The following is a 25,133-nucleotide window of genomic DNA, read 5'->3' on the forward strand; positions in this document are numbered from 1 at the left end:
GAAAATTGATGAGAGTCACTAGGAGATTTTATGAGTATAAATAGCACGATCGTTCGTTCACTAAATGGAACTTACCCCATCCCTATGGAAAAAAAATGGGAGTATGGGAAACAAAACTCGAAATGGTTTGGTTATGTGACGGTCCAAAGGTTTTTGAAAACGGATAAACAAAGTCCCTCGAGAAAGGAATTGGAAGTATTGGATAAAGCCAACAGATACTGGTTACAAGTGAGAGAACACAAAATCCAATACTATGTTTGGAATGAATCAGTCGATACAAACGAAATGATTTTACTTGTACATGGATGGAATGGACAAACAGGAAATTTTGCAAGGATCATTCCTTCTTTGGTCGAAAGAGGGGTCAGAGTGGTAGGCATTGACTTGCCAGGTCACGGTGTTTCTTCAGGGCGTTATTCAAATATTGTTTTATCAGCAAACATCGTGAAGGCGCTTACCGATCAAATTGGAAATCCCAATGTGATCATCACTCATTCCTTTGGCGGAGCCGTTGCATCAGTTGCACAAGAGTTAGGTGTCAAAACAGAAAAACTGATTTATATAGCCCCACCTTCCAAATTGGAACTTTTGATCCAAGACTTTAGCCGGTACCTTGAGTTACGAGATGAGGAAATCCAAAACATGCGTACTGTTTTAGAAAAAAAAGTAAAACGAACCATGGCAAGTATCGACTTAGAAACAATTGGTCCCAAATTAGAGAATGAATTGCTTGTGATCCATGATCGCGGTGATTTTGAAATTCCTTACGAAATGGGAGAGGCCGTAAGCAAAGCATGGAAACGTGGAACACTTTTTTCCACAGAAGGTTTGGGTCATAAGATGATTTTACGTTCCGACCTTGTGAGGGAAAAAATCTTAGGGTTTTTAACTTCCTAGAAAGGTCCTATCGAAAGGGATGAAAGTTCCAAACCGATTATCGGATTCTATCCTGCATTCATTTGGATTCATTTGATCCCATGGAAGCTAAAATATTGGCTTCCTCTTTGATCATTTGGATGTGTTCCTCTAAGTCTTTGGAAGCTCGGCTAATTTCATTGACTTCCATCTCCAATTGGATGATCCCTTTGGATGCTTCTTTTTGACCTAATAACTGTTCTTTTGTAGAACCTGCAATTTGATTGGAAAGTTCACGGATTTGAGAGAGTTCCGAAAGAATTGAAGACAAAGTATTCCTTTGTTCCACATACAATTGGTTCATGTTTTGGATTTGCATTAACGTTTGGTTGAGCCGATCAATTTGAGACTTGGCAAGTTCACCAGTACTTTGGGAAGCATATCGTGCATTGGAAATAATTTCCTTTGAACTTTTCACTACTGTTGCGATTCGTTTTACGTTATTTTTTGTAAATTCTGCAAGTTTACTCACTTCATTTGCAACCACAGCAAAACCTTTTCCAACATCTCCAGCACGAGCCGCTTCAATTGATGCGTTTAACGCAAGTAAGTTTGTCTTTTCTCCGATTTCCGCGACTATATTATTGATTTCGTTTACTTGGTCAAAAGAGGCTTGGATGGATTCCAAATGTGTTGCGGTTTGGTCTGCCACTTCCGTTACCGACATACTTTCCTTTTTGTTCATCTCGGCAATTTCCACAAGTTGTTCACTTTGGATCAAAATTTGGTCCACGGTTTCTTTTAATTCCACTGTATCGGAAACCATTCTTTGCACTTTAGTATTTTGTTCTTCGATGGAGGCACCATTGGATTCAAAGGAACTAGAAAGTTCAGAGATAACTGCTGTGATTTCTTCCAATGAGGCTGCTTGCGATTCTAATTTTAATGATGTATCTGAAACAAATTTACTAAAATTAATGATCGAACTTTCAAGTTTGATCGCTGCATTGGCAGAAACTTTGTTCCTTTCCTTCGTTTGCCCTAAAAGCATTTCCGCTTCCTCTGCTTTGATTTCAGCAAGAGAACTAATTTTGGTTAATAACTGCACAAGTAAACTGACAATGTATCCTGCGATCATGATGAAGATTGGTTTCATCACTTCACCGGCAAGGCCTACGTAACCAATCTGTCTGGATTGTTCAGGATCAACAGAAAGTTGTACACCTCCGATTTTCACGGCAACAACCAAGGCAACCGCAACTAAAATGGAACCGAGTAATGAGTTGATCAAAACAAACTTTCGATCTCCTAAAAATCCGGAGTAAATGGCATTAAAGAAAAAAATAAAATACACAACAGCGTTTGCCAGTGCCGCTTCCGCTTCTTGTAAACTCAAGGAACAATCTAAAATGATGGTGAAAGACAAAACAAGTGTGTCCATTAGGATCAGGATTTTGTGAAACCAAGTGGGAGGGTTTGATTTTCTTTCTAAAAAATATGCAATCGCACAATAGAATCCCATGATACAGGTTCCAATCATATGAATGAGGAACATCTTGGGTTGGAATTCATCTTTGGCACCTATCATCGCGAGTAAAAATAAAAGAACTAAACCAAAACGAATTCGGTTGATGATGATTTTTCCTTGTTTCCAAAGGTCTGCAATTGTTAACACTTTTTACCTCAAATACCCTATGGTCTTTCCAATCTGACGAAAATTGATCCCATTTTCATTTCTCGACAATAGTCTACTAAAAAAATGAAAGCATTCCGACTGTCGACTTTGAATTTTTTGCCCTAATTCCAAAATTTTCCGACGAGGCGGAAGGGCCTTTAGGGGCAGGTCTTGTCTGACGTGGAAATACCATGCGGAAGGGATTGTAGCGGAAATCCTTTCCGGCAGGAAAGATTGGAGCGAAAAGCCCGGTCCGCGCCACGCGGATCCGCCCCAAAAAAATACAAACTGTTCAGAAATAACTTACGATCTGATTCTTTCGATCATAAAAAAAGATAGAATCGAATCTTTCATGATTAAAATGTTAGTCCGATGAACATTCATTCATTACCCAACTGGTTTGTGTTTGGTTGTGATGTTTTAGTAGGAAGATCCAATTATGAATTATAACAATGATTATCAGATCGTTTTAGGTTTGGTTTTGGCACTGATGATTTTCGGTGTAGCACTCGAACTACGATTCATTGCGTTTAAAGGAGTGTTACAAAGACCCGTTGCAGCGCTTGCAGGTCTCATTGGACAAGTGATCTTTTTGCCATGGGTGACTTTACTCATCACTCTTATGTTAGACTTACCTGCGGGTATCGAATTGGGAATGTTATTGGTTGCCGCAAGTCCCGGCGGAAACTTATCCAATATCATCACACATCTTGCAAAAGGAAACACTGCGCTTTCAGTGAGTATGACTGCGGTTTCAAGTTTTTTTGCGATCATCACATTACCACTTAACTTTACTTTAACGGCCAACCTAAATCCAATCACTCATGCGATGATTTCTGGTTCAGGAGAACTAAAAATTGATAGTTTGATGATCATCAAAAGTATGATTGTTTTACTTTTGGTTCCTTTATTATTAGGAATGGTCATTGGGAATTTTTTTACAGGATTTGCACACAAAATCACTCCGTTTTTCAAACGTATATCATCCATTGCATTTATAGTTTTTGTTGCATTTGCAGTTGGAGGGAATTGGAAAATCTTTTTAGATCATCTCGGATTTGTTTTTATCATAGTTGTCTTTCACAATTTAATAGCACTCACGATCGGAAATTTGATCGCTAGACTCTTTCGTCAAAACGAAGGGAACAAACGTGCCATCACCATTGAAGTGGGAATGCAAAACTCAGGCCTTGCTTTGGGACTTATTTTAACCCAATTCCAAGGGGAACCAAACATGGCTTTGGTGGCAGCCTTTTGGGGGATATGGCATATTATTTCTGGATTGATTTTAGTGATGTTTTGGAAACGGAATTCTCCACAAGAAGGCAATTGAATTGAAAGTGCTCATCACAGGTGGAGCAGGTTACATTGGCTCTACCTTAATCCAACATTTGTTACAAACCTATCCTAATTGGAAACTTTTGGCAACAGATATCAAACCAATGTTAGGATTCCAAAATTTTCCAAATTTAGAATTCCAACTTTTAGAGATCAGTGATCGAAATGCTGTGATTGATTTGATCCAAACTTGGCAACCAAATTCGATTGTTCATTTAGCATCCATTCTGAATCCACCACCAGGGATGAGTGAAGAAACACAATGGAAAATTGATGTCCACGGAACAAAGAATGTGTTAGATGGTGCAGTCTATGCAAAAACGGAACAAGTCATCATTACAAGCTCTGGGGCCGCATACGGTTATCATAAAGAAAACAAAGAATGGATCGAAGAAACAGATCCGATCCGTGGCCATTCTGCATTTGTATATTCCAAACACAAACGAGAAGTAGAAGAGATTCTAAATGAATACCGAACCAATTCTCCGGATCTCAAACAATTGGTATTACGCCCGGGAACCATATTGGGGAAAAATGTGAATAACCTAATCACTGATATGTTCCAAAAACCATTTGTGATGGGGATCCTTGGGCATAAAAGTCCATTTGTTTTCATTTGGGATGAAGATGTCATTGGGATCATCGCAAAAGGGATTGCAGAGAAAAAAGAAGGAATCTTTAATTTGGCGGGGGATGGTGCACTTAGTTTAAAAGAAATCAGTCGTATGATTCGGAAACCTTACCTACCCATACCAGCTTTTTTATTACAGTCGATCCTTTGGATCTTAAGACGATTCCGACTCACACAGTATGGTCCCGATCAAATTGATTTTTTGCGATACCGGCCTGTTCTTTCCAACAAACAACTCAAATCTGTATTCGGATACATTCCCAAGTACACTTCCAAAGAAACGTTCATTGCTTATTTAAATGCCAAAGGAGTTCCCTATGATGAAATCGAATCGTTTTAAGCTTAGAGTTATTCTTCAAATCGTATTGATTCTTTGTTTCTTTTTCACCTATACTTCGTTATCTGCCATACAAGTCGATGTCAAAGACAGCGAGGGAAAAAGTTTAGATCTGGTGATGGTGACAATCAAAGCAGAAAAACCACAAGTCCCACCACGTGATGACCATGGGTATCCACCAGAAGGATTAGAATTTTTTATCACACCAGAAGTGACGATGTTCACAAACCCAAATGGAAAAGTAAATATTTCATTTCCATATGCTCCACAGGTGACCATTCGACTTCGTAAAATTGGGTATAAGGATATCAATGTAAGGCCCTATTCAAATTTGAGTTCTGTTTCCTTTCGGATGGAAAAAGTGACCGATTTAGGTTATTTGGTAGGCCAATACCCATCGAATAGTTGGGTCGCAGCTCTTGATTTTGGTGAAGAGAAAGATCTTAAAAAAACCTATTTAGAACAATGTGGTTTTTGCCACCAACAAGGTAGTTTTTTTATGAGACGTGCTTTTTCGGAAGGGGATTGGGAAGAGATCATCAATCGAATGATGGGTTATGGTGCAAGACCTCATGGGAAAGCCAAAAAAAAACTTCCTGGTATTTTATCGAATGCATATTTCGATTTATTAAAACACCCAGAACGAGTGAAACCTGGGAGAGCCTGGGGAAAAGAATTGTATGGAGCGATCATTCGGGAATGGCCGATGGGAGATAGTTTTTCCCAGATGCATGATCTATTGTACCATAAAAAAACTGGATTCGTTTATGTAGGAGATAACATCCAAGATCGTTTATGGGAAATTAACCCTAACACTGGTAAAACGGTTGTCTATAAGGTTCCCAAACAACCTGAAGATGAATTGGGCGGACTCCTTCCAGGAAGGTTACGTTCGTTCCAAAAACATGAAACCTATGTTGGTTTGCATTCTCTTGCCGAATCACCGGTTGATGGGAATATTTTCATCACTCCTTCCTTACAAAAACGAATCACAGAATTTGATCCAAAAACAAAAAAATTTAAAGACCATTTGTTCAATGATGGTTTGTACCCTCACACAATTCGTATAGATGAAGAAGATCGTGTTTGGTTTACATTAGCACTTTCGAATCAAGTGGGTATGTTCAATCGTAAAGATCAAAGTTTCCATACCTATGATTTACCAGCTAGGACCAAAAAAGAAAGTTTTAGTTTATGGATCAGTGGATTCATTATCAAACTTATGAATTGGGGTTTCCCAATGCATTTATTGCCCGTGGATGAACGTGTCAGTGGTATGCCTCTTCCATACGGGATCGATGTGGCTCCGAATGGAACTGTTTGGTTTACAAGACTCCATGCAGATACCATAGGTAAAATCGATCCCAAAGATGATTCGTTTCAATTGATTTCGACTCCTTTCCAAGGGCCACGTAGGTTACGTGTGGATCGTGACAACCATGTTTGGATTTCTGTGTTTCCAGAAGGCTCCATTGCTAAGTACACACCGGAAGATGGAAAATTCAAACTTTATCCCCTTCCCACTGCCGTTGATGGAGTGGAAACACCATACTCTCTCAATGTAGACCGAAAATCCAATCTCGTATGGGTGACTGGAACTTCGTCTGACAACCTAATGGTGATGGATATCAAAACCGAAACTTGGAAAGTGTATCCAATGAGTCGTAAGGTTACCTTCACTCGTGATATCGAATTTTCAGCAGATGGAAAGGCCTATTCTTCTAATGGAGCATTTCCAAGTTGGCATATTGAAGATGGGCAACCAACTTTAATGGAGGTTACACAATCAAAATGAACCAAAGCAATGTTTACCACCAAGGGCACATGTTTCGATTTTTATCCGCTTCCTTTCTAGGATTTTTAGCAGGCCATCTCACAAACTATAGTGTGATTTTATATGCACAAGATGTCTGGAACCAAGATGCATTGGCTGGTATTGGATTTGGGTTGTGTTTTGGAGTTCCTCTTTTTCTTGGTTGGTTTGCAGGAGCTTGGTGTGATTCCCATTCTCCTCAAATTCTAGCACAACTGGCGCATAGTTCCTTTTTAATTGCCCTTGGATTACTCAATCTATCATCACAGATGGTTGGTGCTCCATCTGTAACACTCTTTTTGTTAGGTGCTTTTTTTGTGGGCGTAGGATGGTCAATCCTTGCACCAGCAAGAATGTCCTTACTCGGAAGATTGGCAGGTGAAAAACAGAAAAAGATGGCTGTCATTTTTAACGTATTGGTGATGTTAGGTTTCGGATCAGCACCTCCTATTTTGGCGTTTTGCAGGAGCATTGGTTCATGGAAATTTGTTCATATAACAGGTGTGATCTTATTTTTAATCGCAATGGGATTATTGGTTGGAATCAAAACAGAAGGTCAGGGAAAATCTTCTTCCGCTTGGGATCGAATCTTACGAGGTGTATCCTACGCCAAAAACCATGAACTATTAAAACAAACATTACTTTTTTCAATTGTGATTTATTGTTCTATGGGACCTGTACAAGTGATGATGCCTAGGTATGCAAAAGGAGTTCTTCAGTTAGGTGAGTTAGAGCGTGGTTTCTTTTTAGGGGCACTTGCATTGGCACTCCTCCTTGGGGGAGGCACTTCCTTAAAATTGGCAAAACATTTTGGATATGGAAAATTGATTCTCACTTCTGGATTGGTTTGTGGTCTTGGTCTTCTTGGAATTGGACTCAGTCATTATTTATGGATTTCCATTGCCTTATTACTTGTGAGTGGTTTTGGAGCAGGAGCTAGTATCAGTTTGCTCGTAGCAATCTTGCAATCAGAAGTGAGTCCTGAGTATCGAGGAAGGTTAATGAGTTTGTATACCATCACAAGCCAAGTGGTCCCTGCTTTTGCTGGTTTATTGTCGGGTCTCATCCTTGTTAAGGTATCCATTGCAACAGCAGTTCTTTCTGCAGGAGTGATCTTAACTCTGATTGTGATCATCACCACAATCAGATTACAAACATTAAGAAATTATCATGTATAGATTACCATTGTTGGTACATTTGTTCTGCAAAACCGAACACACATTCACTTGGATTCATCCAGAACTAAATCTACGAAAAATGAATAACCCATCTCATTCACTCGTGAGTATACGATCACTTTCTTTTTTAAAGTTTTATCCCAATACGGGTCACTGACTTGCCAAGACTCAGAATCGCGAAACACTTGTTTCACGTGTTTATAAAAAAATGGCATATACGACCAGTTTTTCTGTAAAAATGACATATTTTCAATAAATCCAGAATCACTCGTTCTCTCATAATAAGGTGAAACTTGTGTCCCTTGCCAATCGGTTACATATACCCTTTGTATCATTGGATCTAATTTAAAAAAACTTTGTGGATCAATGATCACACGATTGTCCAATTTAATTGTTTTTAATTGCAAAGACATTAATTTCGTTTTGATTAATTTTTCAAATTCAATTTCCTTTGCGACTTCCTTACGTTTATTCTCATGATAAATTTGCAAACGAGGGACAACTACATCACAAATACTTTGTTTCTCTTCATTGTATTCAGCTGGCCTTCCCAAATAATAACCTTGCAGTAAACTTGCACCAGAATTCACGGCTTGGTATAACTCTTCTTCTGATTCAATCCCTTCAAATAATAATTGAGAGCCAATGCTTAACGAAATTTGTTTTAGGTATTCAAGGATCGATTGGTATTCTCGTTTTTCGATGGATTTTTTTAGAAGATTCAAATCAATTTTGATGATATCAGGTTTAATTGCACCTAACCTTTCTAAGTTGGATGATTCCGATCCAACGTCATCTAATGCAATCCCAAATCCTTGTTCTTTGAGAAGTTCAACACCTGCTGCGAGTACATCCGTTCCAAAACTACCAGATTTTTCTGTGATCTCGATGACAATTCGATTTAATGATACCCCGTGGTGTTTGACAATTTCCGTGATGGGAAGGACATTCCCCTTACATTCTTCATATTCTAAAATCACCTGGTCGGGAGACATATTGACAAAGAGTTGGTCATTCGTGTTTTTGATTTTTTCTAAGGAGATACTAAGTAACTCTCGATCGATCACTGACATCCGGAGTGGAGTCACATTCGGTTCAGAAAATTCGGGAACCAGTGCCAATTGCCCACTCCCATCCCGGACACGACCTAGGGATTCGTACGCCACCACATTCTGTTCTTCCACAGAAAAGATGGGCTGGAGTAAGGGGACATATTGTTTTTGTTTGGTCACTTCCAAAGCGCTTACCATCGGATCCTCTTTTTCCTTATCTGTTTTAACAGAAATAAATTCAATAAATTAAACATTTCGTTCGAGTAAAAAGGACATATCCGATTGAAATTCGCAATTCCACGGAAGTCTTGACCTCTTTTTCCCATCCCTTAGACTCTCGCGCATGAGATACCCCCTCCTCTTTGTTTTATTCTTATTTCCCATCATGTCGGTTCATTCCCAATCGGTGGCCATTTTCCCGAAGGTCCAAAACGAAGGGGCATCCGTCACAAACCCCAATCTCTCTTGGCAAATCCAAACTCGCATCACTCCTTCCATTGATGGGCAAAATATTTTTAGCATCCGTTACCACAGTGATGGCAAATCCGCTCTCATTGGAACAACTGATTTTTATCTCTATCGGATCAGTTTGGTGGATGGCAGTTTGATTTGGAAAATAGAAGCAAAAATGCAGTACCAAAAAGAATTTGATGGTCCAAAAATTTTTGATGTTTCGCCAGATGGACAATTCTTTTTAAGTTTTGGACAAACAGATCCTAATTCTCAGTCTTCCGAACGGTATCTAGTGATTCGATCATCAGCTAACGGAAGTATTACGAAATCCTTTCCAGCGGAAAACTCACTTTTTTATTCTGTGACCGCTGACATCGACTATCGCTACCCTGGTGATGAAAGTAAAACAAACAGGGAAGAAGCAGGTCTTTCACCCAACTGGATCCTCACCATCGACAATGCAAAATTCATCGAAAATGGAAAAAAGATTTTAGTATCCTATAAACATAATATGGAAGGTCCCAATTTTTATGATAGAAGGTTTATGATCTATGATACAGCAACAGGAAATAAATTGAATGACTTTCAATTAACAGCAGATCCGAACAGTGCTGATTGGACACAACCGGCTGGGTTTGAAATTGCCCACCTCCAATTACCTTTCCAATACATTCAAAAACGTAATTCCATTCTTTATGGAAATGCACATGGCAGAATCCATGAAATCACTCCATCTGTCATGAATCAAAATATGAGTATTGAAATCGTAGAAGAAAAACCAGCAGGTCCAATTGTATATATACCTCGAAGTGATTCGGAAGATATAGAAACAAAAGACCGTCAAACGATTCGATCTGTTGCCATCACTCCAGATGGTAACCATTTGTTTTGTTCAGCAGGAGTGGAAACAGGGTTCATCCAATTGTATGGATACAATTTAACCACAAAAAAAGAAATGTTGCGGTCTTCATTCTTTGACGCGGGCGAAATCTATGCACCTTCCAATCAAATATTGATCATCGGTGGACTCTACTCCACAGGGAAGGTGTACATCGTCGATACCAAATTAGGTGAACTCTTATTTGTTTCAAACGATGATGAAAGTTATATACACCCCAATTTGCTCGCAGTCCATCCAAAACAAAAAGAAGTTTTAGGTCTTTCCACTGGCAATCAAATTGTCATCCTTCGCCCACAAGGAGGGTCCTCTCCATGGTAATCCCATCCATTCGTATCATTACGATCACAAACCTAATTCTTTTTTTATTACTGCAAACAAACCGAATGGATGCGAATGATCTCAATCTTTCCCAGATGCGTGATCCCAAAACCATCAAAGAAAAAGTAAACAAAGGATTCGATGTCAATACAAAACGAAGTGAAGATGGGTATACACTCCTCCATTATGCGGCAGAACTGGGAAATGTAGATCTAACAAAGTTTTTAATTGCGAAGGGAGCAAGTTTGAATGTTCCCATGAAGGATGGAAATACCCCACTCGCAATTGCCATCAGTTTTAGTAAAAACGAGATCATTCGGTTATTATTAGAGCAAGGTGTTGACCCAAATTATGCGTTAGGCGAAAAAAACTACAACCGCACCCATTTCCATTATTTTATGACAAAAGTTCGGAAATTTGATCCTTCTTTGTTCGCCTTATTTTTAACAAAAGGCGCCAATTTAGAAACGAAAGATTCGTTCACAGAAACTCCACTCATCACTTTAGCATCTTCCGAATTTAAATTCATCGATCATACCAAAGCATTACTCGATGCAGGCGCAAACACCAATGCACAAACAAAATTTGGAGTCACAGCATTAATGAATTCGATTTTCTCTAGAAATTTTGTTTTGGTGGAAGAATTGATCCGTCGCGGTGCCAATTTGGAGTTAGAAACTTCGGAAGGAAACACAGCGCTTCTTGCCATGATCAATATGGGCAATGACCACCTAGAAAAACCAAAGTTATTCCAAATGTTACTGGATGCAAAAGCAAATGTGAACCACAAAAATTTTGAGGGTTCTACTGCTTTACACCTCAGCGTGATCGGTAATTCTTTAGAAATACTCACAATCCTTTCCCAACAAAATGTGGATTCCAGTATCAAAAATAACAAAGGAGTCACAGCACTCGATCAAGCAATCATCAATGAAAATTGGCAAGCCACCAAAATCCTCTTAACCATCGAAAAGGATATCGATGGACTAGACAAATACGGTTCCACAAAACTACACAGCGCCATCTTAAATGAAAAATACGAACTCATCCAACTACTACTAGACGCAGGAGCCGATCCGCAAAAAAAAGATAAATGGGGCAAAACAGCGATTGAATTTGCAGAACGGCAAAACAATCCCAAAGTTTTAAAACTCCTATTGAAAGAATGAAACAAAAAACAAACACTCGGTTTTTACCAAAAGGTTTACAGATCATTTTTGAAGACCGAGATTTGCTTGTTGTGGATAAACCAGCAGGCCTTTTGACCATCGCTACAGAATCAGAAAAATCAAAAACTGCCTATGCTTCTCTGATGGATTATGTGAAAAAGGGAAGTGAAAGGTCCAAACATCGTATCTTCATTGTTCATAGGTTGGACAGAGATACTTCAGGCATCCTTGTATTTGCCAAAACGGAAATCGCAAAACAAACGTTACAAGAAAATTGGGAAAACACCAAAAAAACTTACGTTGCTGTCACTCACGGGCATTGGAAAGTAAAACAAGGTACCATCAAATCCTATCTCACGGAATCAAAAGCCCACCGTGTCTATTCCGTAGAGGATCCAAAAGAAGGAAAATACTCCGAAACAAAATACAAAGTGTTAAAAGAATCCAATTCATATTCTCTATTGGAAATTGATCTGATCACAGGTCGCAAAAATCAAATCCGAGTGCATTTTGCAGAAAAAGGCCACCCCATCGTTGGTGATACGAAGTATGGCAACCAAACTAAATCCTATCCTCGTATGGCACTCCATTCCCTTTCTATCACGTTAACTCACCCTTTTCAGAAACAAATATTCTCTTTTACGACCAAAATTCCCAATTTTATGACAGGCCTTGTCGGTGGTTATGAAATAGAAAGGATAGAAAATGCAACATAAAGGTTTTATTTTTGATATGGATGGTGTGGTTGTCGACAACCACAAATTCCATTTCCAAGCATGGATGGAGTTCGCAAAAAAATACAAATTCCCTCTCAATGCACAAATCTATCGAGATACTTATAATGGAAAAACAAATGCAGATTTGTTCCAAATGATCTTCGGGAATGTCAGTGCAGAAGAGATTCAAAACTATGGTGCAGAAAAAGAAAATTTGTACCAAAACTTATATGGTAAGGAAATGAAACCCCATCATGGGATTCTAACTTTCTTCCAACATTTAAAGTCAAACCAAGTGAAAATTGCACTTGGAACATCTGCCCCCACGATGAATGTTAATTTCACTTTAGACAATTTAGGCATACGATCTTATTTTGATGTAATCATCGATGGTTCCATGGTCAAACATGGCAAACCGAATCCAGAAGTGTATACACTATGTGCAAAGGGTTTGGGCTTAGATCCAAAGGATTGTGTGGTGTTTGAAGACTCTATCGCTGGGTTGCTTTCAGGAAAAGCAGCAGGTTGTTCCATTATGGGAGTTGCCACCTCACACACAATAGACGAATTAAAACCCCATGTGAACCAAATCATTTCTGATTTTACCGATCCACTTGTGTTTACTTTATAATTTTATTCCTGAAAATCAGTGAGCAAATTACTGGTTTTACTTGTTAGGTCAATCCGTATGATTGCAGTCCTTCCTTCATCAATATAAGTTAGGTCATCAAAGGATAATTTTTTCGCCATAAAGATTCCACGGCCATGTGTTTTGAAAGCATTTTTGGTCATGGCTTCAATTGACAAATACCGTTTCCAATCAAAACCCTTTCCTTGGTCACTGATACGAATTTCTATCCGTTCCTCATTTCGTTCAAAACTAACCTTTACAAATTTGTCTTTGTATTCAGGTGTATCAAGTCTTCGGAAGATTTCTTCCATCAGCTTATCGTTGTCATGGAGTTCGGATTTTTCTTGGTATGAAATTCCTAAATTTCCATGTTCAATCGCATTGTTTAGAATTTCCATAATCCCAGTTAACACACGTTCCGGATCAGGGCATGCATTGGCCAGTAAGGGTGCCAGTTCATGTGATTCACGGATCGAACGGATCCGAAATTCACCTGTGATCATATGGCGGAGAGCTCCCATTCCTTTGTGTAGGTCTTCTTTGGCCCTTTGTAATTTGATAAAATGTTCCACTGCCGTTTGGACAATCCGAACGAGAAGTGCACGGGAATAAGGTTTGGTTAGATAATAAAAGGCACCAGCATCAAGTCCTTCCGTCATATCTGTGATAGAACTCATTGCTGTTTGGAAGATGACTGGAATATCTCTATACTTTTCAGAACGTTTGATTTTTTTTAAAAGTTCGATCCCATCCATCTTTGGCATCAATCGATCCAATATGATTGCATGAAATAACATCGAACCCGAATTTAAAATTTGAAACGCTTCCTCTCCATCTTTCGCTTTGACAACTGTAAATCCCTTGTCTGACAAAGATTCTTCGATGATCATCAAATTGATCATTTCATCATCAACGGCAAGTAAATTGATCATCGGATTCCTTCACGAGAACATGGTATTAACATTGTAAAAACTGCTCCCTTATCTTCATGATTTTCTGCATACAAAAGTCCATTATGATCATTTACAATTTCTCTTGAAATCGACAAACCCAGTCCTGTTCCTTTTGTTCCTGCTTTCACTTGTTTCGATTGGATGAACTTTTCAAAGATTTTATCAAGATCCTCAGGTGGGATTCCTGGACCAAAATCTCGAATCTGTATGCCAATCCCTCTGACATAGGACTGAGATTTTCTAGGAATAAATTCTCTTTTTATCAAACTGATCTCTATATTAGTATCATTTGGAATGAATTTTAATGCATTGGAGATGATATTTCTGATCACTTGTTGGATACGCTCATAATCAAATTCCGCTTCCCAACGTTCTTCCTTATCAAGTAAAACAACTGTGATTCCTCTTTTTTCCAAAATCGCTCGCATTTCATTGATCACAAACTTGGTTGTTTCTTTTAAACAGTTCTTTTCGAACAAATACCGCATCTTTCCTGATTCAAGTTTGGCAATATCGAGTAAGTTTTCCAAAAGAGAAAGCAGTCGTTTGCCCGAAGAATCAATGATTTGAAAGTATTCCTTAATTTTTTCTGGAGTCACACTTGCTGACTTTTCCGCGCCAAGTTCTGCATAACTTAAAATGGCATGGATGGGTGTTTTTAACTCATGAGAAATATTCGCAAGAAAAAGAGATTTCATATAAGATGCTTCTTCAGCAATATTTTTGGACATCTTTAAGTCCATGGTTTGGCTTTCTACCAAGTCTTCTAAATGGTTTCTATATTGGTAAAGTTCTTCCTCTTGGAGTTTCCGTTGGCTAATGTCTCTGAGAATTCCAGTAAACATTTTACCCGTTTTTGCCTTAAACTCTCCAACAGAAAGTTCACAGGGGAAAATTTCACCTGACTTCCGTTGTGCGAATACTTCCCTTCCCACTCCAATGATATGAGATTCTCCAGTTTCTTTATAACGTCGCAAAAATCCGTCATGTTTATCTTTGTACTCTGGAGGAATGATGATGGTTACATTTTTTCCAATGACTTCTTCTTGTTTGTAACCAAATGTATTTTCTGCGGTTTTATTAAAAAACTGAATGATCCCTTCGTCATTGATGATCACAATGGAATCAGCTGCATTTTGTGCCATGGAAAGAAACCTGGATTCACTTTCTAAAAAAGCGTTCTCCAAACGTTTTCGTTCCGTGATATCACGATGGTTGGACATGATATAACCATCGTAAAGTACAACAAACCGAACTTCCACATGACGAATGTTTGGTTCCTCTCCATAAGAGTACTCTTTCCAGAATACTAAACTTTTTTTCTCAGTAAGGTATGCGAGTGCTTCGGAAGTAATTTCTCTCAAATACGGTGGAAGGCCGACGCTGATGTGTTGCCCAAGTAGGAGTTCTGGTTTCTCCCCAATGTTTACAAAACGTGATGTTTTATAATCAACGATGATCCCTTCACGGTTGATTTTCAGCCAAAAGTCTGGATTGGATCGGAGTAAATTTTCTAATTCCCGGAGCACCTCTTCATGTGGGAAAGCGGACGGGTTTTGCCAAATACGTGATATGGGAGAATTAGAGGGCATCCATTATTGTCCTAAGGAAGAATCTAGGAAACATTGTCTTTTTCGGAAAGAAATTGTAAGAAATCGTAGGGAAAAAAGAATCAACGTAAGGATTTTTCCCTTGTTTTACCATCACCTGATCAAACCCATATTATTCCATTTAGACCCTGAATCAGCACACCATTTAGTCGCTACCTTTCTTTCTTTATCCAAAAAAATTCCCTTTTTCCATAAAACACTCTCTGCCATCTTTCAGTATCCTTCCAGCCGATTGGAACAAACCATCCATGGCATTCGATTTCCTAATCCAGTGGGACTTGCAGCTGGTTTCGATAAAACAACGGAACTCTTTCCTACCATGATCCATATGGGTTTTGGGTTTATCGAAGTAGGAACCATCACAGCCAAAGCACAACCAGGGAATGAAAAACCAAGGCTCTTCCGTTTTCCAAATGCCAAAGCACTCGTGAATCGAATGGGTTTCAATAATCCAGGCGCAGACCAAACCGAAATCAATTTAAAGAACCAACAAAAGTTGGGAGTACGAGGGATCAATGCTGGAAAGTCCAAAGTCACGGCTTTGGAAGATGCAGTGAGTGATTATGTTTATACATTAAAAAAACTGATCCCTTATGGGGATTATGCGGTGATCAACATCAGTTCACCCAACACGCCAGGTTTACGTTCTTTACAATCCAAACAAAGTTTGATCGATCTCATCCAAGGCATCCAAAAGGAATTCCAAAACTCATTTCCTATTCCACTGTATTTAAAATTTGCTCCCGACTTAACGGAAGAAGAACTCATTGAAAATCTCAAAGTATGTTTGGATTACAAAATTAGTGGAGTGATCCTCACGAATACCACACTCGACAAACAAAGCCTAGGTGAAGACAATCCTCCAGAAGGTGGATTGTCTGGTGGACCACTATTCGAAAAATCACTTCGTTTTGTTTCCCTAGCTTATAAAACCTTACAGGGAAAAATTCCAATCATTGGCGTTGGTGGGATCGACACAGGAGAAAAAGCACTTCAGATGATGGAAGCCGGTGCCAACCTCATCCAAATTTATACTGGTTATATCTATGAAGGTCCCTTTTTGCCTTACCAAATTTGTTCTTACCTAGACAAAGCGGTGAAAGACCGAGGATACCAAAATATCAGCCAACTAGTTGGTTTAGGAAATCGCATATGACGACAACAAAACCTAACAATTCAATTTGTACTCATTTTGGAACTTGTGGTGGTTGCAATTACCTGGATATCGATTACACAAAAGAACTTCGTAAAAAAGAACAAAACATCAAAGAACTGTTTAAAACATACCGCCACGTAGAATTTAAAACCATTGTTCCCAGTCCTTCCCCTGAGTACTACCGTCACAAAATCCAACTTCCCTTTGGCCGTCGTAATGTAGGAAACAAAACCTTACTCACACTTGGACTTTTTAATAAAGAAGCATCCTTTGTGCTCGACCAAACAGAATGCCAAATCCAAGACCCAGGGCTCACAGAAGTGGCACTTGCCGTCAAACAATGGGCTAGGCGAGAAGGTTTGTTACCTTATAACGAAAAATCCAAACGTGGGATGATGAAATACCTTGTGGCAAGAAAATCAATTTCCACAGGGGAAATCATTTTAGGAATTGTTACCGCCAAAGAAGACCTTCCCCATGCAAAGGATGCATCCAAAAGACTTCACACTGCCATCCAAAATCGAATTGGGAAAACAGGTAAGTTTGGAAAACTAGTAGGTATCATTCACAACATCAATACCAAACACACCACCATGGCACTTGGACGCGAAGAACATCTGTTATGGGGTAGGCCGTACATCCACGAACATTTTGGAAAACATAAGTTCCGTGTAGGACTTTCCACTTTTTTACAAGTAAACCCCATCCAAACACCTAGTTTGTACAATTTGGTATTAGATGAAATCGAGAAGGATTCGCGGGTGATTGATGCCTATTCTGGAATCGGAACAATTTCGTTTTGGATCGCAAACCAATCGAAAGAAGTTCTTGGAATCGAAGAAAATCCAAATTCTCACAGAACAGCACTCGAATCTTTAAAATACAACAAAGTACATAATGTTCGGTTTCGAAAAGGCAGAGTTGCAGAAGTATTACCAACCCTTTTTGGAAAAAATTACGACACCATCGTCCTCGACCCTCCAAGAACTGGCCTCGGCCAAGATGTGATCGAATCCATCCTTGGTATGGGTTTCAAAAAAATAGTTTATGTATCTTGTGATCCATTGAGTCTCAGGGAAGATTCCATATTACTCACAAAACAGTATTTTTTAAATTCCTTACAACCCGTTGATATGTTTCCAAGAACTGACCATGTGGAAACCGTTGCCGTTTTTCGGAACAAAAATCTCACATAACGTCTGCTACAAATTCGGATGCCTTTTTGCTAAATGCCATAATGGTAAAACTGGGATCCACACTCACTCCCGTGGGAAACACAGAGGAATCGGCCACAAACAGATTTTGAAATCCGTGGACTTGGTGTTTGGAATTGACCACAGAGTGTTCCGATGATTTTCCCATCCGGCAACCTCCCGCTGGGTGTGGGGCTGCCATTGGAAATTCTGCTGGCCTCCAAGCCAGAGAATCAATTTCCTCTTTTTTAGGTAACTTCGAAAATTTTCTAAGTTTCATCCCAGCAAGGAATACCTCTTTGGCACCCGCTTCAAAATTAAGTTTCATCTGTTTGTAAGTAAGATCGCTGAATATCTGTTTGGTGGTTTTCCCAAAGGGATAGTTTACTTTCGTTTTTCCAAAAAAGTCCACTTGTATCGAACCAAGTTCTCCTTCCACATCATCAATCCAACCGATGGTCCCACCTAGATGCTCCAATTGTTTCATATAATGGAAATGGTCTTTGCCAAAACTTGGCAACAAAGCGGCAAGGGTTGCTGGTTGCAATTGGTTTGGCATGAGCATGTAGCCACCTTCTTTGTAGGATCCATTTTGGAATTTTGCCAAACGGAAACCCTCCACACCATAGGCCGCAGGGATATTCCGCCACTGGACAATCGGCTCTTCATATAACGCGTGTACCATGGGAGAAGGATTGATTGCTAAAAATTCACCGAGGGCAGGTAATCTTTTTTTTAAACCATTCTTTAACAGAAACTTACTACTCCCAAACCCTCCTGCCGAAACACAAACCGCTTTCGATAAAAACCGAAGTTTGGTTTGGGTTGGTCTTAAGGTTCTTCTGTCGATGGCAACTGCAACAAGTCCCTTTACTTGGTTTCCCAGGATTTCCAATCGTTCCGCTCGCAAATCCGTGTACACATCGGTTCCCAATCGAACGGCACTTGGGATATGAGTGATGAGTTGGGACTGTTTGGCACCAAAAAGGCAACCTTGCATGCAGTGGCCTGACTTTTGGCAATTTTTCCTGGCTTGTGGTACGGCATGCCCTTCCCAACCCAATCGCTTTGATGCGTTCCGAAACAATCGATTCATAGGATTGAAGTATTCTTCTGTGGCAGGAGATACATGTAAGTCAGTTTCCAATTCATTCCAATAGGGATTTAGTTCTTCAGGAAGATGGTGTTCGATCCCATACTTTCGATTCCACAAAAGGAGTCGGTCTTCAGGTGTTCTATAACTATCAGCCCAGTAGTGGACTGATGCCCCACCTAAATTATTTCCATACACAAGATTGATCCCACCATCACTCGTTGTATGGAAATTCCTTTCCGCAGAAACTTTTCCTGCCATATTCAATTCATGATTATCAAAAGTACCAGTATGGTAATTCCCACCTTGTTCGAGTAATGCGACCTTAAATCCCTTCTTTGATAGTTCATAGGCCATCGTTGCCCCACCACAACCGGACCCAATCACAACAACATCAACTTGGATCACTTCCCCCGGTTCGTAACTTTTATAATCCCGATAGATCCCTGTTTTTTTCATCTTATACCGAATCCCCTTTTCGTAAGTGTTGGTAATGGAGGCGGGCTTCACTCCATTTTTCTGGAGGATTGGCAAAAGGACCTGGGTAGGAAATCGAATCCCAAGTGGACTTATGGCCATAGTAAACGAGAAACACCAAAAGTTTTAGATTGCCCACAACCGCCCGCACGGTATCTGATTCCGTTTCTGAAATCGATTCCAAAAATTGAATCCTTTCAGCTTTCTCCAAATTGGAAAAACACCGAAATTTCCCATAAAAGAAAGGTAGGTATTCCAAAACCATGACTGCGGAATGGAAATCTTCTTGGATCTCATCAGCCACAAAATACAATTCCTCATCCAATCTTCGCATAACACTTGCTTCTTCTAAGTTAGGCATCCCTGGTTCTTCGATGGGTAACACTACTTCCGAAAATTTAGTAACCGTTTTGATTTCTGAATCACTAAAATAAAAATATTTGATTTTGGATTTGATTCCAGCGCAAAATAATAAGAGTGCGAGAAAAGACTTTCTAGAGATAGAATACATACAACCTTCCTTGGACCTTTTCTTCTTTTACCAAATTGTTCAATGGTTTTCCCAAATATTGTAAAAAGGCATCACCTGAAGCGGTCATATCCCAAATCTCTCCGCGAAAAAATACATTCATGCCCAATTTAACATTTGGGATTTTGAGACGTCCAAGCATTGCATATTTTTTCCACGCCAACTTTTCTGTGATCGTTCCAATGTCTTTGGGATTCACATCTTTTGGATTCGCATAACCATTGTAACCATTCCATTTTTCCGACCAAACTTCTTTTGGTGCGACAAAAGAAGGGACGGCCAATAATTCAGCCTCTGATTGTGTTAGCTCTTTGTAAACTTCCGGAAACCAAGAATCAGCACATACCATTGTGTACAATTTCCCAAGTGGTGTTCTGAAGACAGGATTTTCATCTAACTTCCCTTCACTTAAAAATTGTTTTTCTTCTGCAATGGGAAAAAGTTTACGAACAATTTGTTCATCCACACGACCATCAGGATGAAAATAAAAACTCACATTTTCAAGGGGTCCATCGGTTGGTGTGATCTTTCCTTCCACCACTTTGGGATGGGGCAAAACAATTGAGCCTGCGACAATTGCCACTCGGTATTCACGAGCAAGACGTGAAAAAATCGTCTGGTAACGATCGGTCATTTGCCAAGCCTTCATCCGAAAGAGAGTTTCTTTTAGGTGATCAGTAGAATAAGAGGGGCTAAACACATAATGCCAAAGGAAGGAACCAATGTTTTGTTTCACCAATTCTTCCATGGCTTCAGTGATGGTTTCTTTTTCAAAAATGGATTTGTCTTCCGTTGTTACCACAAGCCATGTGCCGATGTATTCGGGTAAAACAATGATGGTTCGGTCGACAAAGATGTTTTCGTTTTCTTTTGCCTTTTGGAAGTATTCTCTTACACTTGTATAAAAACTTTCTTCTGTGGCGTAACTGTATTTGTTCAGATAGGGTTCGATCCCAATGACTGTGCCTCGTTTTCCTTTCCCTTCACTTTGCAGGTAGAGATTTGGTTTCGGAAGTTTCACCAAAAGAGCCGTGTGATCTAGGGGTTGTTTTTTGCATTGGAGTGTCAAAATCGTTAGGCTTAGAAAAACAGAAAAAGAGACAAAAAAACGCATCCACCAAATCTACTACACAACTTCGTTTCAGACAATATTTAATTGTGTTCTTAGTTTTTTCTTTTATTTTGACCTTATTCTATGAAAGAGAAACCTGCTCCCAAAAAAATCGTTCTCGCTTACTCAGGTGGACTCGACACCTCCGTCATCCTTGCTTGGTTGAAAGATACCTATGGTTGTGAAGTCATCGCTTTTTGCGCCGACGTAGGCCAAAAAGAAGAACTAACAGGCCTAGAAGAAAAAGGAAAAAATACAGGAGCTTCCAAGGTTTACATCCAAGACCTACGTTTGGAATTTGCTCGCGATTTTATTTTCCCTGCAATCAGAGGGAATGCCATTTATGAAATGCGATACTTACTTGGAACCTCACTAGCACGCCCTCTCATTGCAAAGGCAATGGCTGAGGTTGCCAAAACAGAAGGAGCAGATGCTTTCTCCCATGGTGCCACAGGAAAAGGAAACGACCAAGTTCGTTTCGAACTCACCTTCAAAGCACTTTCGCCTAACTTACAAATCATTGCTCCATGGAGGACATGGAATTTTGGTGGCCGAGCAGATCTCATTGAATATGCTAAGAAAAAAGGAATTCCTGTTCCTGTAACGGCTGCTAAACCATACAGCATGGACAGAAACCTCATGCATCTATCCTTTGAAGGTGGAATTTTAGAAGACCCTTTCAATGAACCGAAGGAAGATATGTTTATCCTCACTGTATCTCCAGAAAAAGCACCTGACAAACCAACCTATTTGGAATTGGATTTTGAAAATGGTGACTGTGTTGCCATTGATGGTAAAAAAATGAACCCACTGGAAGTGATGGAAACCTTAAATGATTTAGGTGGAAAAAACGGAGTGGGACGAGTGGACATTGTTGAAAACAGATTGGTGGGCATCAAGTCTCGCGGAGTGTATGAAACCCCAGGTGGAACCATCCTTCACATTGCTCACCGTGACCTCGAATCCATCACTCTTGACCGTGATACCCAACACAAAAAAGACGAACTATCACAAGAGTTTGCTCGTTACATTTACAATGGCCAATGGTATTCCAACCAAATGAATGCCCTTCGCGCTTATATGGATTACACACAAAAGTATGTGAATGGAACCGTTCGTATCAAATTGTACAAAGGAAGTTGTACGGTTGTGGGAAGAAAATCCAACAAATCATTGTATAACGCAGGTCTTTCTACTTTTGAAAAGGAAGAATTGTACAACCAATATGATGCCGAAGGGTTTATCAACTTGTACGGTCTACCAATGAAAGAATGGGCTAGGGTGAACCATTAAGATGAAAAATATCGCCGTATACCCAGGTTCATTTGATCCATTTACGAATGGGCATTTAGACATCATACGGCGAGCCCACCCTCTTTTTGAAGAGATCATCATCGCTGTTGCCATCAATTCCAAAAAGACATCTCTTTTTTCTCCTGAAGAACGAGTGGAGATGATCGGGAAGGTCTTTCATGGTTGGGACAAAATCAAAATTGATTCGTTTGAAGGCCTTACCGTGGATTACTGTAAGGAAAAAAATTCAAGAGTCATCCTTCGTGGGCTTCGCGCCGTCACCGATTTTGATTATGAATATGCGATATCACTCATGAACAAAAAATTAGCCCCCGAAATTGAAACTTATTTCTTAATGGCCGACAATGAGTATTCTTTTGTGTCCTCTACAATCGTCAAAGAAGTAGCAAGGCATGGTAGAGCAGTATCCAACCAAGTCCCCGATGTGGTCGGCGAAGCACTTGTGAAAAAATTTTCCGTTTGATCGGAACCTTGAGGGTCTATGAAAACTCGTTCTTCTGCATTTTACGGTTTCACATTGCTTTTGTTTGGATCCTTGGGGTATTTTTTACTCCAAGCTGGCAGTGTTTTGGAAACTGCAAAAAATCTAACAGTCACAGCGAGTGAACACTTAGACACAGAAAATTTTTTCAATCGTTTCCACCATCCTCTCGCATTACTCTTCATCCAAATCATTGTGGTTTGCGGGTCTGCTCGTTTTGTCGGATACCTTTTCACAAGAAAACTAAAACAACCTTCCGTGATGGGAGAAATTGTGGCAGGGATTTTACTTGGGCCATCGCTTCTTGGGTATTACTTCCCGGAAACCATGGGATTCTTATTCCCCCAAGCAAGTCTTCCCACTCTTGGCACCTTAAGCCAAATTGGCCTCGTTTTGTTTATGTTCATCATTGGGATGGAGTTAGACCTTTCGGTTCTTAAAAACAAAGCCCATTCAGCGATTATCATCAGTCATGCGAGTATCATTTTTCCCTTCTTTTTGGGAATGATGTTGGCGTATTATTTTTATACAGATTATGCACCAGAGAATGTAGGATTTTTATCCTTTTCTCTTTTTATGGGAATTGCGATGAGTATCACGGCTTTTCCCGTTCTCGCAAGAATTTTACAAGAACGGAACCTCACAAGAACTCCGCTTGGTGCTATGGTCCTGACTTGTGCCGCTGCAGATGATATCACCGCTTGGATCCTACTTGCGATCATTGTGACAATTTCCAAAGCGGGAAACCTGAACACGGCATTATTCACGATTGGACTTTCCTTTGCTTACATACTCACCATGATTTATCTTGTGGCACCCTTTCTCAAACGGCTGGGTTCTATTTATATCTCCCGTGAAAACCTCACAAGAACAGCCGTTGCCCTCATTTTGATGATTTTATTTTTATCATCCTTAACAACCGAAGTCATTGGCATCCATGCCTTGTTTGGTGCCTTCCTTGCGGGAGTGATCATGCCTGCAGAAGGGAACTTAAAAAAACTCATCGCAGAAAAAATTGAAGACATTGCTGTGATTCTATTCCTTCCGATTTTTTTTGTCATCACTGGTCTCAGAACCGAAGTGACCCTTTTGAATGGCTCACACCTTTGGCTTGTGTTCGGTTTGGTTTTACTCGTTGCAGTGGTTGGAAAATTTTTAGGAAGTGCGTTTGCTGCAAGGGTTGCGGGTTCCAATTGGGAAGACTCACTTTCCATTGGGGCACTTATGAATACGCGTGGCCTTATGGAACTTGTCGTTCTTAATATTGGCTATGACCTCGGAATCCTCAGTCCAGAAATCTTTGCCGTCTTTGTCCTAATGGCCCTCGTGACCACACTTTCTACGGGCCCACTCCTTGATGGAATCCAAAAGTTTTTTTCAAAAACGGCTGCTACCAGTTATCCAGAAAAACCATCTGATAGCAAACTCCGAGTCCTTGTCGCTTTTGCCCAAGAAAAAATGGGAAAAAGTTTGGTTCGATTTGCCTTTTCCCTTTCCGGAAACCAAAAGAAAAATTTAGAAATCATTGCCTTACATATTTCGCCTAACGATTCCCTGTCGAACGAGGAAATTCGAAAGTATCGTGATGCGAGCTTCGAAGCGATTCGCCAAACAGGAGCAAGTTTAGGAACCCAAGTCCAAACCGAATACCGTATCACAGACAATGTCACTTACGAGATTGTCAACTTTGCCAAAATCAAACATTCAGACATCCTACTGATTGGAGCTGCAAAACCTCTGTTTTCTCGCAGTTACACTGGTGGGAAAATCAAAGGGATTCTGAATTATTGTCCGGCAACTGTGGGTGTTCTCATTGACAATGGACTCGAAACCATTGAAAGAGTGGGCATTCTTTACAAGGGGGATAAAGATCCCATCCTTGGTTTTGCACAGAAACTCACTTCCTTAAAGGGAATGAAATCAAACAAAATTAAGGTGGAGAACCTCATCCAACCAGAAACAGATCTCAATCCTTACCCCATTGCCGTAAGCCAAATCACTGGGTACTCCCTCATTCTGATCGATCTGAATGTTTGGGAAGAATTGGGATTTGAAAAAATGGACCTCCTCCCCACCTCTTTCCTGTTGGTACGTTTTTTAACCACTTAAAGATTCGATTGCTTTTTTCGGTTTCTCCAAGCAACTGGAG

Annotated in this window: 21 protein-coding genes; 14 read left to right on the forward strand and 7 right to left on the reverse strand. The window is 39.9% G+C overall.

Annotated features, from left to right (window positions below; translation table 11 throughout):
* Positions 1-30 precede the first annotated feature (30 nt).
* Positions 31-897 carry an alpha/beta hydrolase gene (locus tag EHQ62_RS12425; RefSeq protein ID WP_135643218.1) on the forward strand — a complete coding sequence of 289 codons (867 nt, stop codon included), beginning with the start codon at positions 31-33 and terminating at the stop codon, positions 895-897.
* A gap of 58 nt (positions 898-955) precedes the next feature.
* Here the strand turns inward: EHQ62_RS12425 and EHQ62_RS12430 are convergent, their stop codons facing one another.
* The gene (locus EHQ62_RS12430; RefSeq protein ID WP_135643220.1) at positions 956-2,530 is read right to left on the reverse strand and encodes a methyl-accepting chemotaxis protein; all 1,575 of its coding nucleotides are present in this window, start codon (positions 2,528-2,530) and stop codon (positions 956-958) included.
* A gap of 439 nt (positions 2,531-2,969) precedes the next feature.
* On the opposite strand from EHQ62_RS12430, the gene EHQ62_RS12435 reads away from it, so the two are divergent.
* Genes EHQ62_RS12435 through EHQ62_RS12450 form a run of 4 tightly spaced genes read left to right on the forward strand, consistent with a single transcriptional unit; the run spans position 2,970 to position 7,827 of the window.
* Positions 2,970-3,863, forward strand: a complete 894-nt coding sequence (locus EHQ62_RS12435) for a bile acid:sodium symporter family protein (RefSeq protein WP_135643222.1) — start codon at positions 2,970-2,972, stop codon at positions 3,861-3,863.
* Position 3,864: 1 nt separating this feature from the next.
* Complete coding sequence (locus EHQ62_RS12440; protein WP_135643224.1) at positions 3,865-4,839, forward strand: NAD-dependent epimerase/dehydratase family protein; 975 nt, start codon at positions 3,865-3,867, stop codon at positions 4,837-4,839.
* Complete coding sequence (locus tag EHQ62_RS12445) at positions 4,820-6,631, forward strand: Vgb family protein (RefSeq protein WP_208720692.1); 1,812 nt, start codon at positions 4,820-4,822, stop codon at positions 6,629-6,631. The genes EHQ62_RS12440 and EHQ62_RS12445 overlap by 20 nt, the downstream gene beginning before the upstream one ends.
* Positions 6,628-7,827 (forward strand): MFS transporter, encoded by a 1,200-nt coding sequence (locus tag EHQ62_RS12450; protein ID WP_135643226.1) that lies wholly within the window; start codon positions 6,628-6,630, stop codon positions 7,825-7,827. Before EHQ62_RS12445 ends, EHQ62_RS12450 begins: the two co-directional genes overlap by 4 nt.
* Positions 7,828-7,871: 44 nt before the next feature.
* On the opposite strand, the gene EHQ62_RS12455 is transcribed toward EHQ62_RS12450, so the two are convergent.
* Entirely contained in the window at positions 7,872-9,077 is a 1,206-nt protein-coding gene (locus tag EHQ62_RS12455; RefSeq protein WP_135643227.1) for an EAL domain-containing protein, read from the reverse strand.
* Between the two features lie 145 nt (positions 9,078-9,222).
* Here EHQ62_RS12455 and EHQ62_RS12460 point away from each other — a divergent pair, with 145 nt between their 5' ends.
* Genes EHQ62_RS12460 through EHQ62_RS12475 form a run of 4 tightly spaced genes read left to right on the forward strand, consistent with a single transcriptional unit; the run spans position 9,223 to position 13,067 of the window.
* Positions 9,223-10,551: a hypothetical protein gene (locus EHQ62_RS12460; protein ID WP_135643229.1), complete on the forward strand. Its 1,329-nt coding sequence runs from the start codon at positions 9,223-9,225 to the stop codon at positions 10,549-10,551.
* A complete protein-coding gene (locus EHQ62_RS12465) occupies positions 10,545-11,720 on the forward strand; it encodes an ankyrin repeat domain-containing protein (protein WP_135643231.1) in 1,176 nt (391 codons plus the stop codon). The genes EHQ62_RS12460 and EHQ62_RS12465 overlap by 7 nt, the downstream gene beginning before the upstream one ends.
* The gene (locus tag EHQ62_RS12470; RefSeq protein WP_135643233.1) at positions 11,717-12,436 is read left to right on the forward strand and encodes an RluA family pseudouridine synthase; all 720 of its coding nucleotides are present in this window, start codon (positions 11,717-11,719) and stop codon (positions 12,434-12,436) included. The genes EHQ62_RS12465 and EHQ62_RS12470 overlap by 4 nt, the downstream gene beginning before the upstream one ends.
* A complete protein-coding gene (locus EHQ62_RS12475) occupies positions 12,426-13,067 on the forward strand; it encodes an HAD family hydrolase (RefSeq protein ID WP_135643234.1) in 642 nt (213 codons plus the stop codon). The genes EHQ62_RS12470 and EHQ62_RS12475 overlap by 11 nt, the downstream gene beginning before the upstream one ends.
* Before the next feature lie 2 nt (positions 13,068-13,069).
* Here EHQ62_RS12475 and EHQ62_RS12480 read toward each other — a convergent pair whose 3' ends face one another.
* The gene (locus EHQ62_RS12480) at positions 13,070-13,999 is read right to left on the reverse strand and encodes a response regulator (RefSeq protein WP_135643235.1); all 930 of its coding nucleotides are present in this window, start codon (positions 13,997-13,999) and stop codon (positions 13,070-13,072) included.
* Positions 13,996-15,612, reverse strand: a complete 1,617-nt coding sequence (locus EHQ62_RS12485; RefSeq protein WP_135643236.1) for a sensor histidine kinase — start codon at positions 15,610-15,612, stop codon at positions 13,996-13,998. Before EHQ62_RS12485 ends, EHQ62_RS12480 begins: the two co-directional genes overlap by 4 nt.
* 100 nt (positions 15,613-15,712) lie before the next feature.
* On the opposite strand from EHQ62_RS12485, the gene EHQ62_RS12490 reads away from it, so the two are divergent.
* Together EHQ62_RS12490 and rlmD are read left to right on the forward strand one after the other, a co-directional pair.
* A complete protein-coding gene (locus tag EHQ62_RS12490) occupies positions 15,713-16,786 on the forward strand; it encodes a quinone-dependent dihydroorotate dehydrogenase (RefSeq protein WP_135643237.1) in 1,074 nt (357 codons plus the stop codon).
* The gene (gene rlmD / locus EHQ62_RS12495) at positions 16,783-17,982 is read left to right on the forward strand and encodes a 23S rRNA (uracil(1939)-C(5))-methyltransferase RlmD (protein ID WP_135643238.1); all 1,200 of its coding nucleotides are present in this window, start codon (positions 16,783-16,785) and stop codon (positions 17,980-17,982) included. The genes EHQ62_RS12490 and rlmD overlap by 4 nt, the downstream gene beginning before the upstream one ends.
* Here rlmD and EHQ62_RS12500 read toward each other — a convergent pair.
* Genes EHQ62_RS12500 through EHQ62_RS12510 form a run of 3 tightly spaced genes read right to left on the reverse strand, consistent with a single transcriptional unit; the run spans position 17,975 to position 21,192 of the window.
* Positions 17,975-19,531, reverse strand: a complete 1,557-nt coding sequence (locus EHQ62_RS12500; protein ID WP_135643239.1) for an FAD-dependent oxidoreductase — start codon at positions 19,529-19,531, stop codon at positions 17,975-17,977. The genes rlmD and EHQ62_RS12500 overlap by 8 nt on opposite strands.
* A 1-nt stretch (position 19,532) precedes the next feature.
* Complete coding sequence (locus EHQ62_RS12505; protein ID WP_135643240.1) at positions 19,533-20,060, reverse strand: hypothetical protein; 528 nt, start codon at positions 20,058-20,060, stop codon at positions 19,533-19,535.
* Complete coding sequence (locus EHQ62_RS12510; RefSeq protein ID WP_135643241.1) at positions 20,044-21,192, reverse strand: nitrilase-related carbon-nitrogen hydrolase; 1,149 nt, start codon at positions 21,190-21,192, stop codon at positions 20,044-20,046. The genes EHQ62_RS12505 and EHQ62_RS12510 overlap by 17 nt, the downstream gene beginning before the upstream one ends.
* Positions 21,193-21,273: 81 nt before the next feature.
* Between EHQ62_RS12510 and EHQ62_RS12515 the strand changes: the two genes are divergently transcribed.
* From EHQ62_RS12515 to EHQ62_RS12525, 3 genes are read left to right on the forward strand one after another with little or no spacing between them, the layout of a single operon-like run.
* Entirely contained in the window at positions 21,274-22,482 is a 1,209-nt protein-coding gene (locus EHQ62_RS12515) for an argininosuccinate synthase (protein WP_135643242.1), read from the forward strand.
* 1 nt (position 22,483) lies between these two features.
* Positions 22,484-22,966 (forward strand): pantetheine-phosphate adenylyltransferase, encoded by a 483-nt coding sequence (gene coaD / locus EHQ62_RS12520; RefSeq protein ID WP_015677103.1) that lies wholly within the window; start codon positions 22,484-22,486, stop codon positions 22,964-22,966.
* Positions 22,967-22,984: 18 nt separating this feature from the next.
* Entirely contained in the window at positions 22,985-25,093 is a 2,109-nt protein-coding gene (locus EHQ62_RS12525) for a cation:proton antiporter domain-containing protein (RefSeq protein ID WP_135643243.1), read from the forward strand.
* Positions 25,094-25,133: the final 40 nt, after the last annotated feature.

The organism is Leptospira jelokensis (assembly GCF_004769635.1).
In the GTDB taxonomy this organism is placed as follows: domain Bacteria; phylum Spirochaetota; class Leptospiria; order Leptospirales; family Leptospiraceae; genus Leptospira_A; species Leptospira_A jelokensis.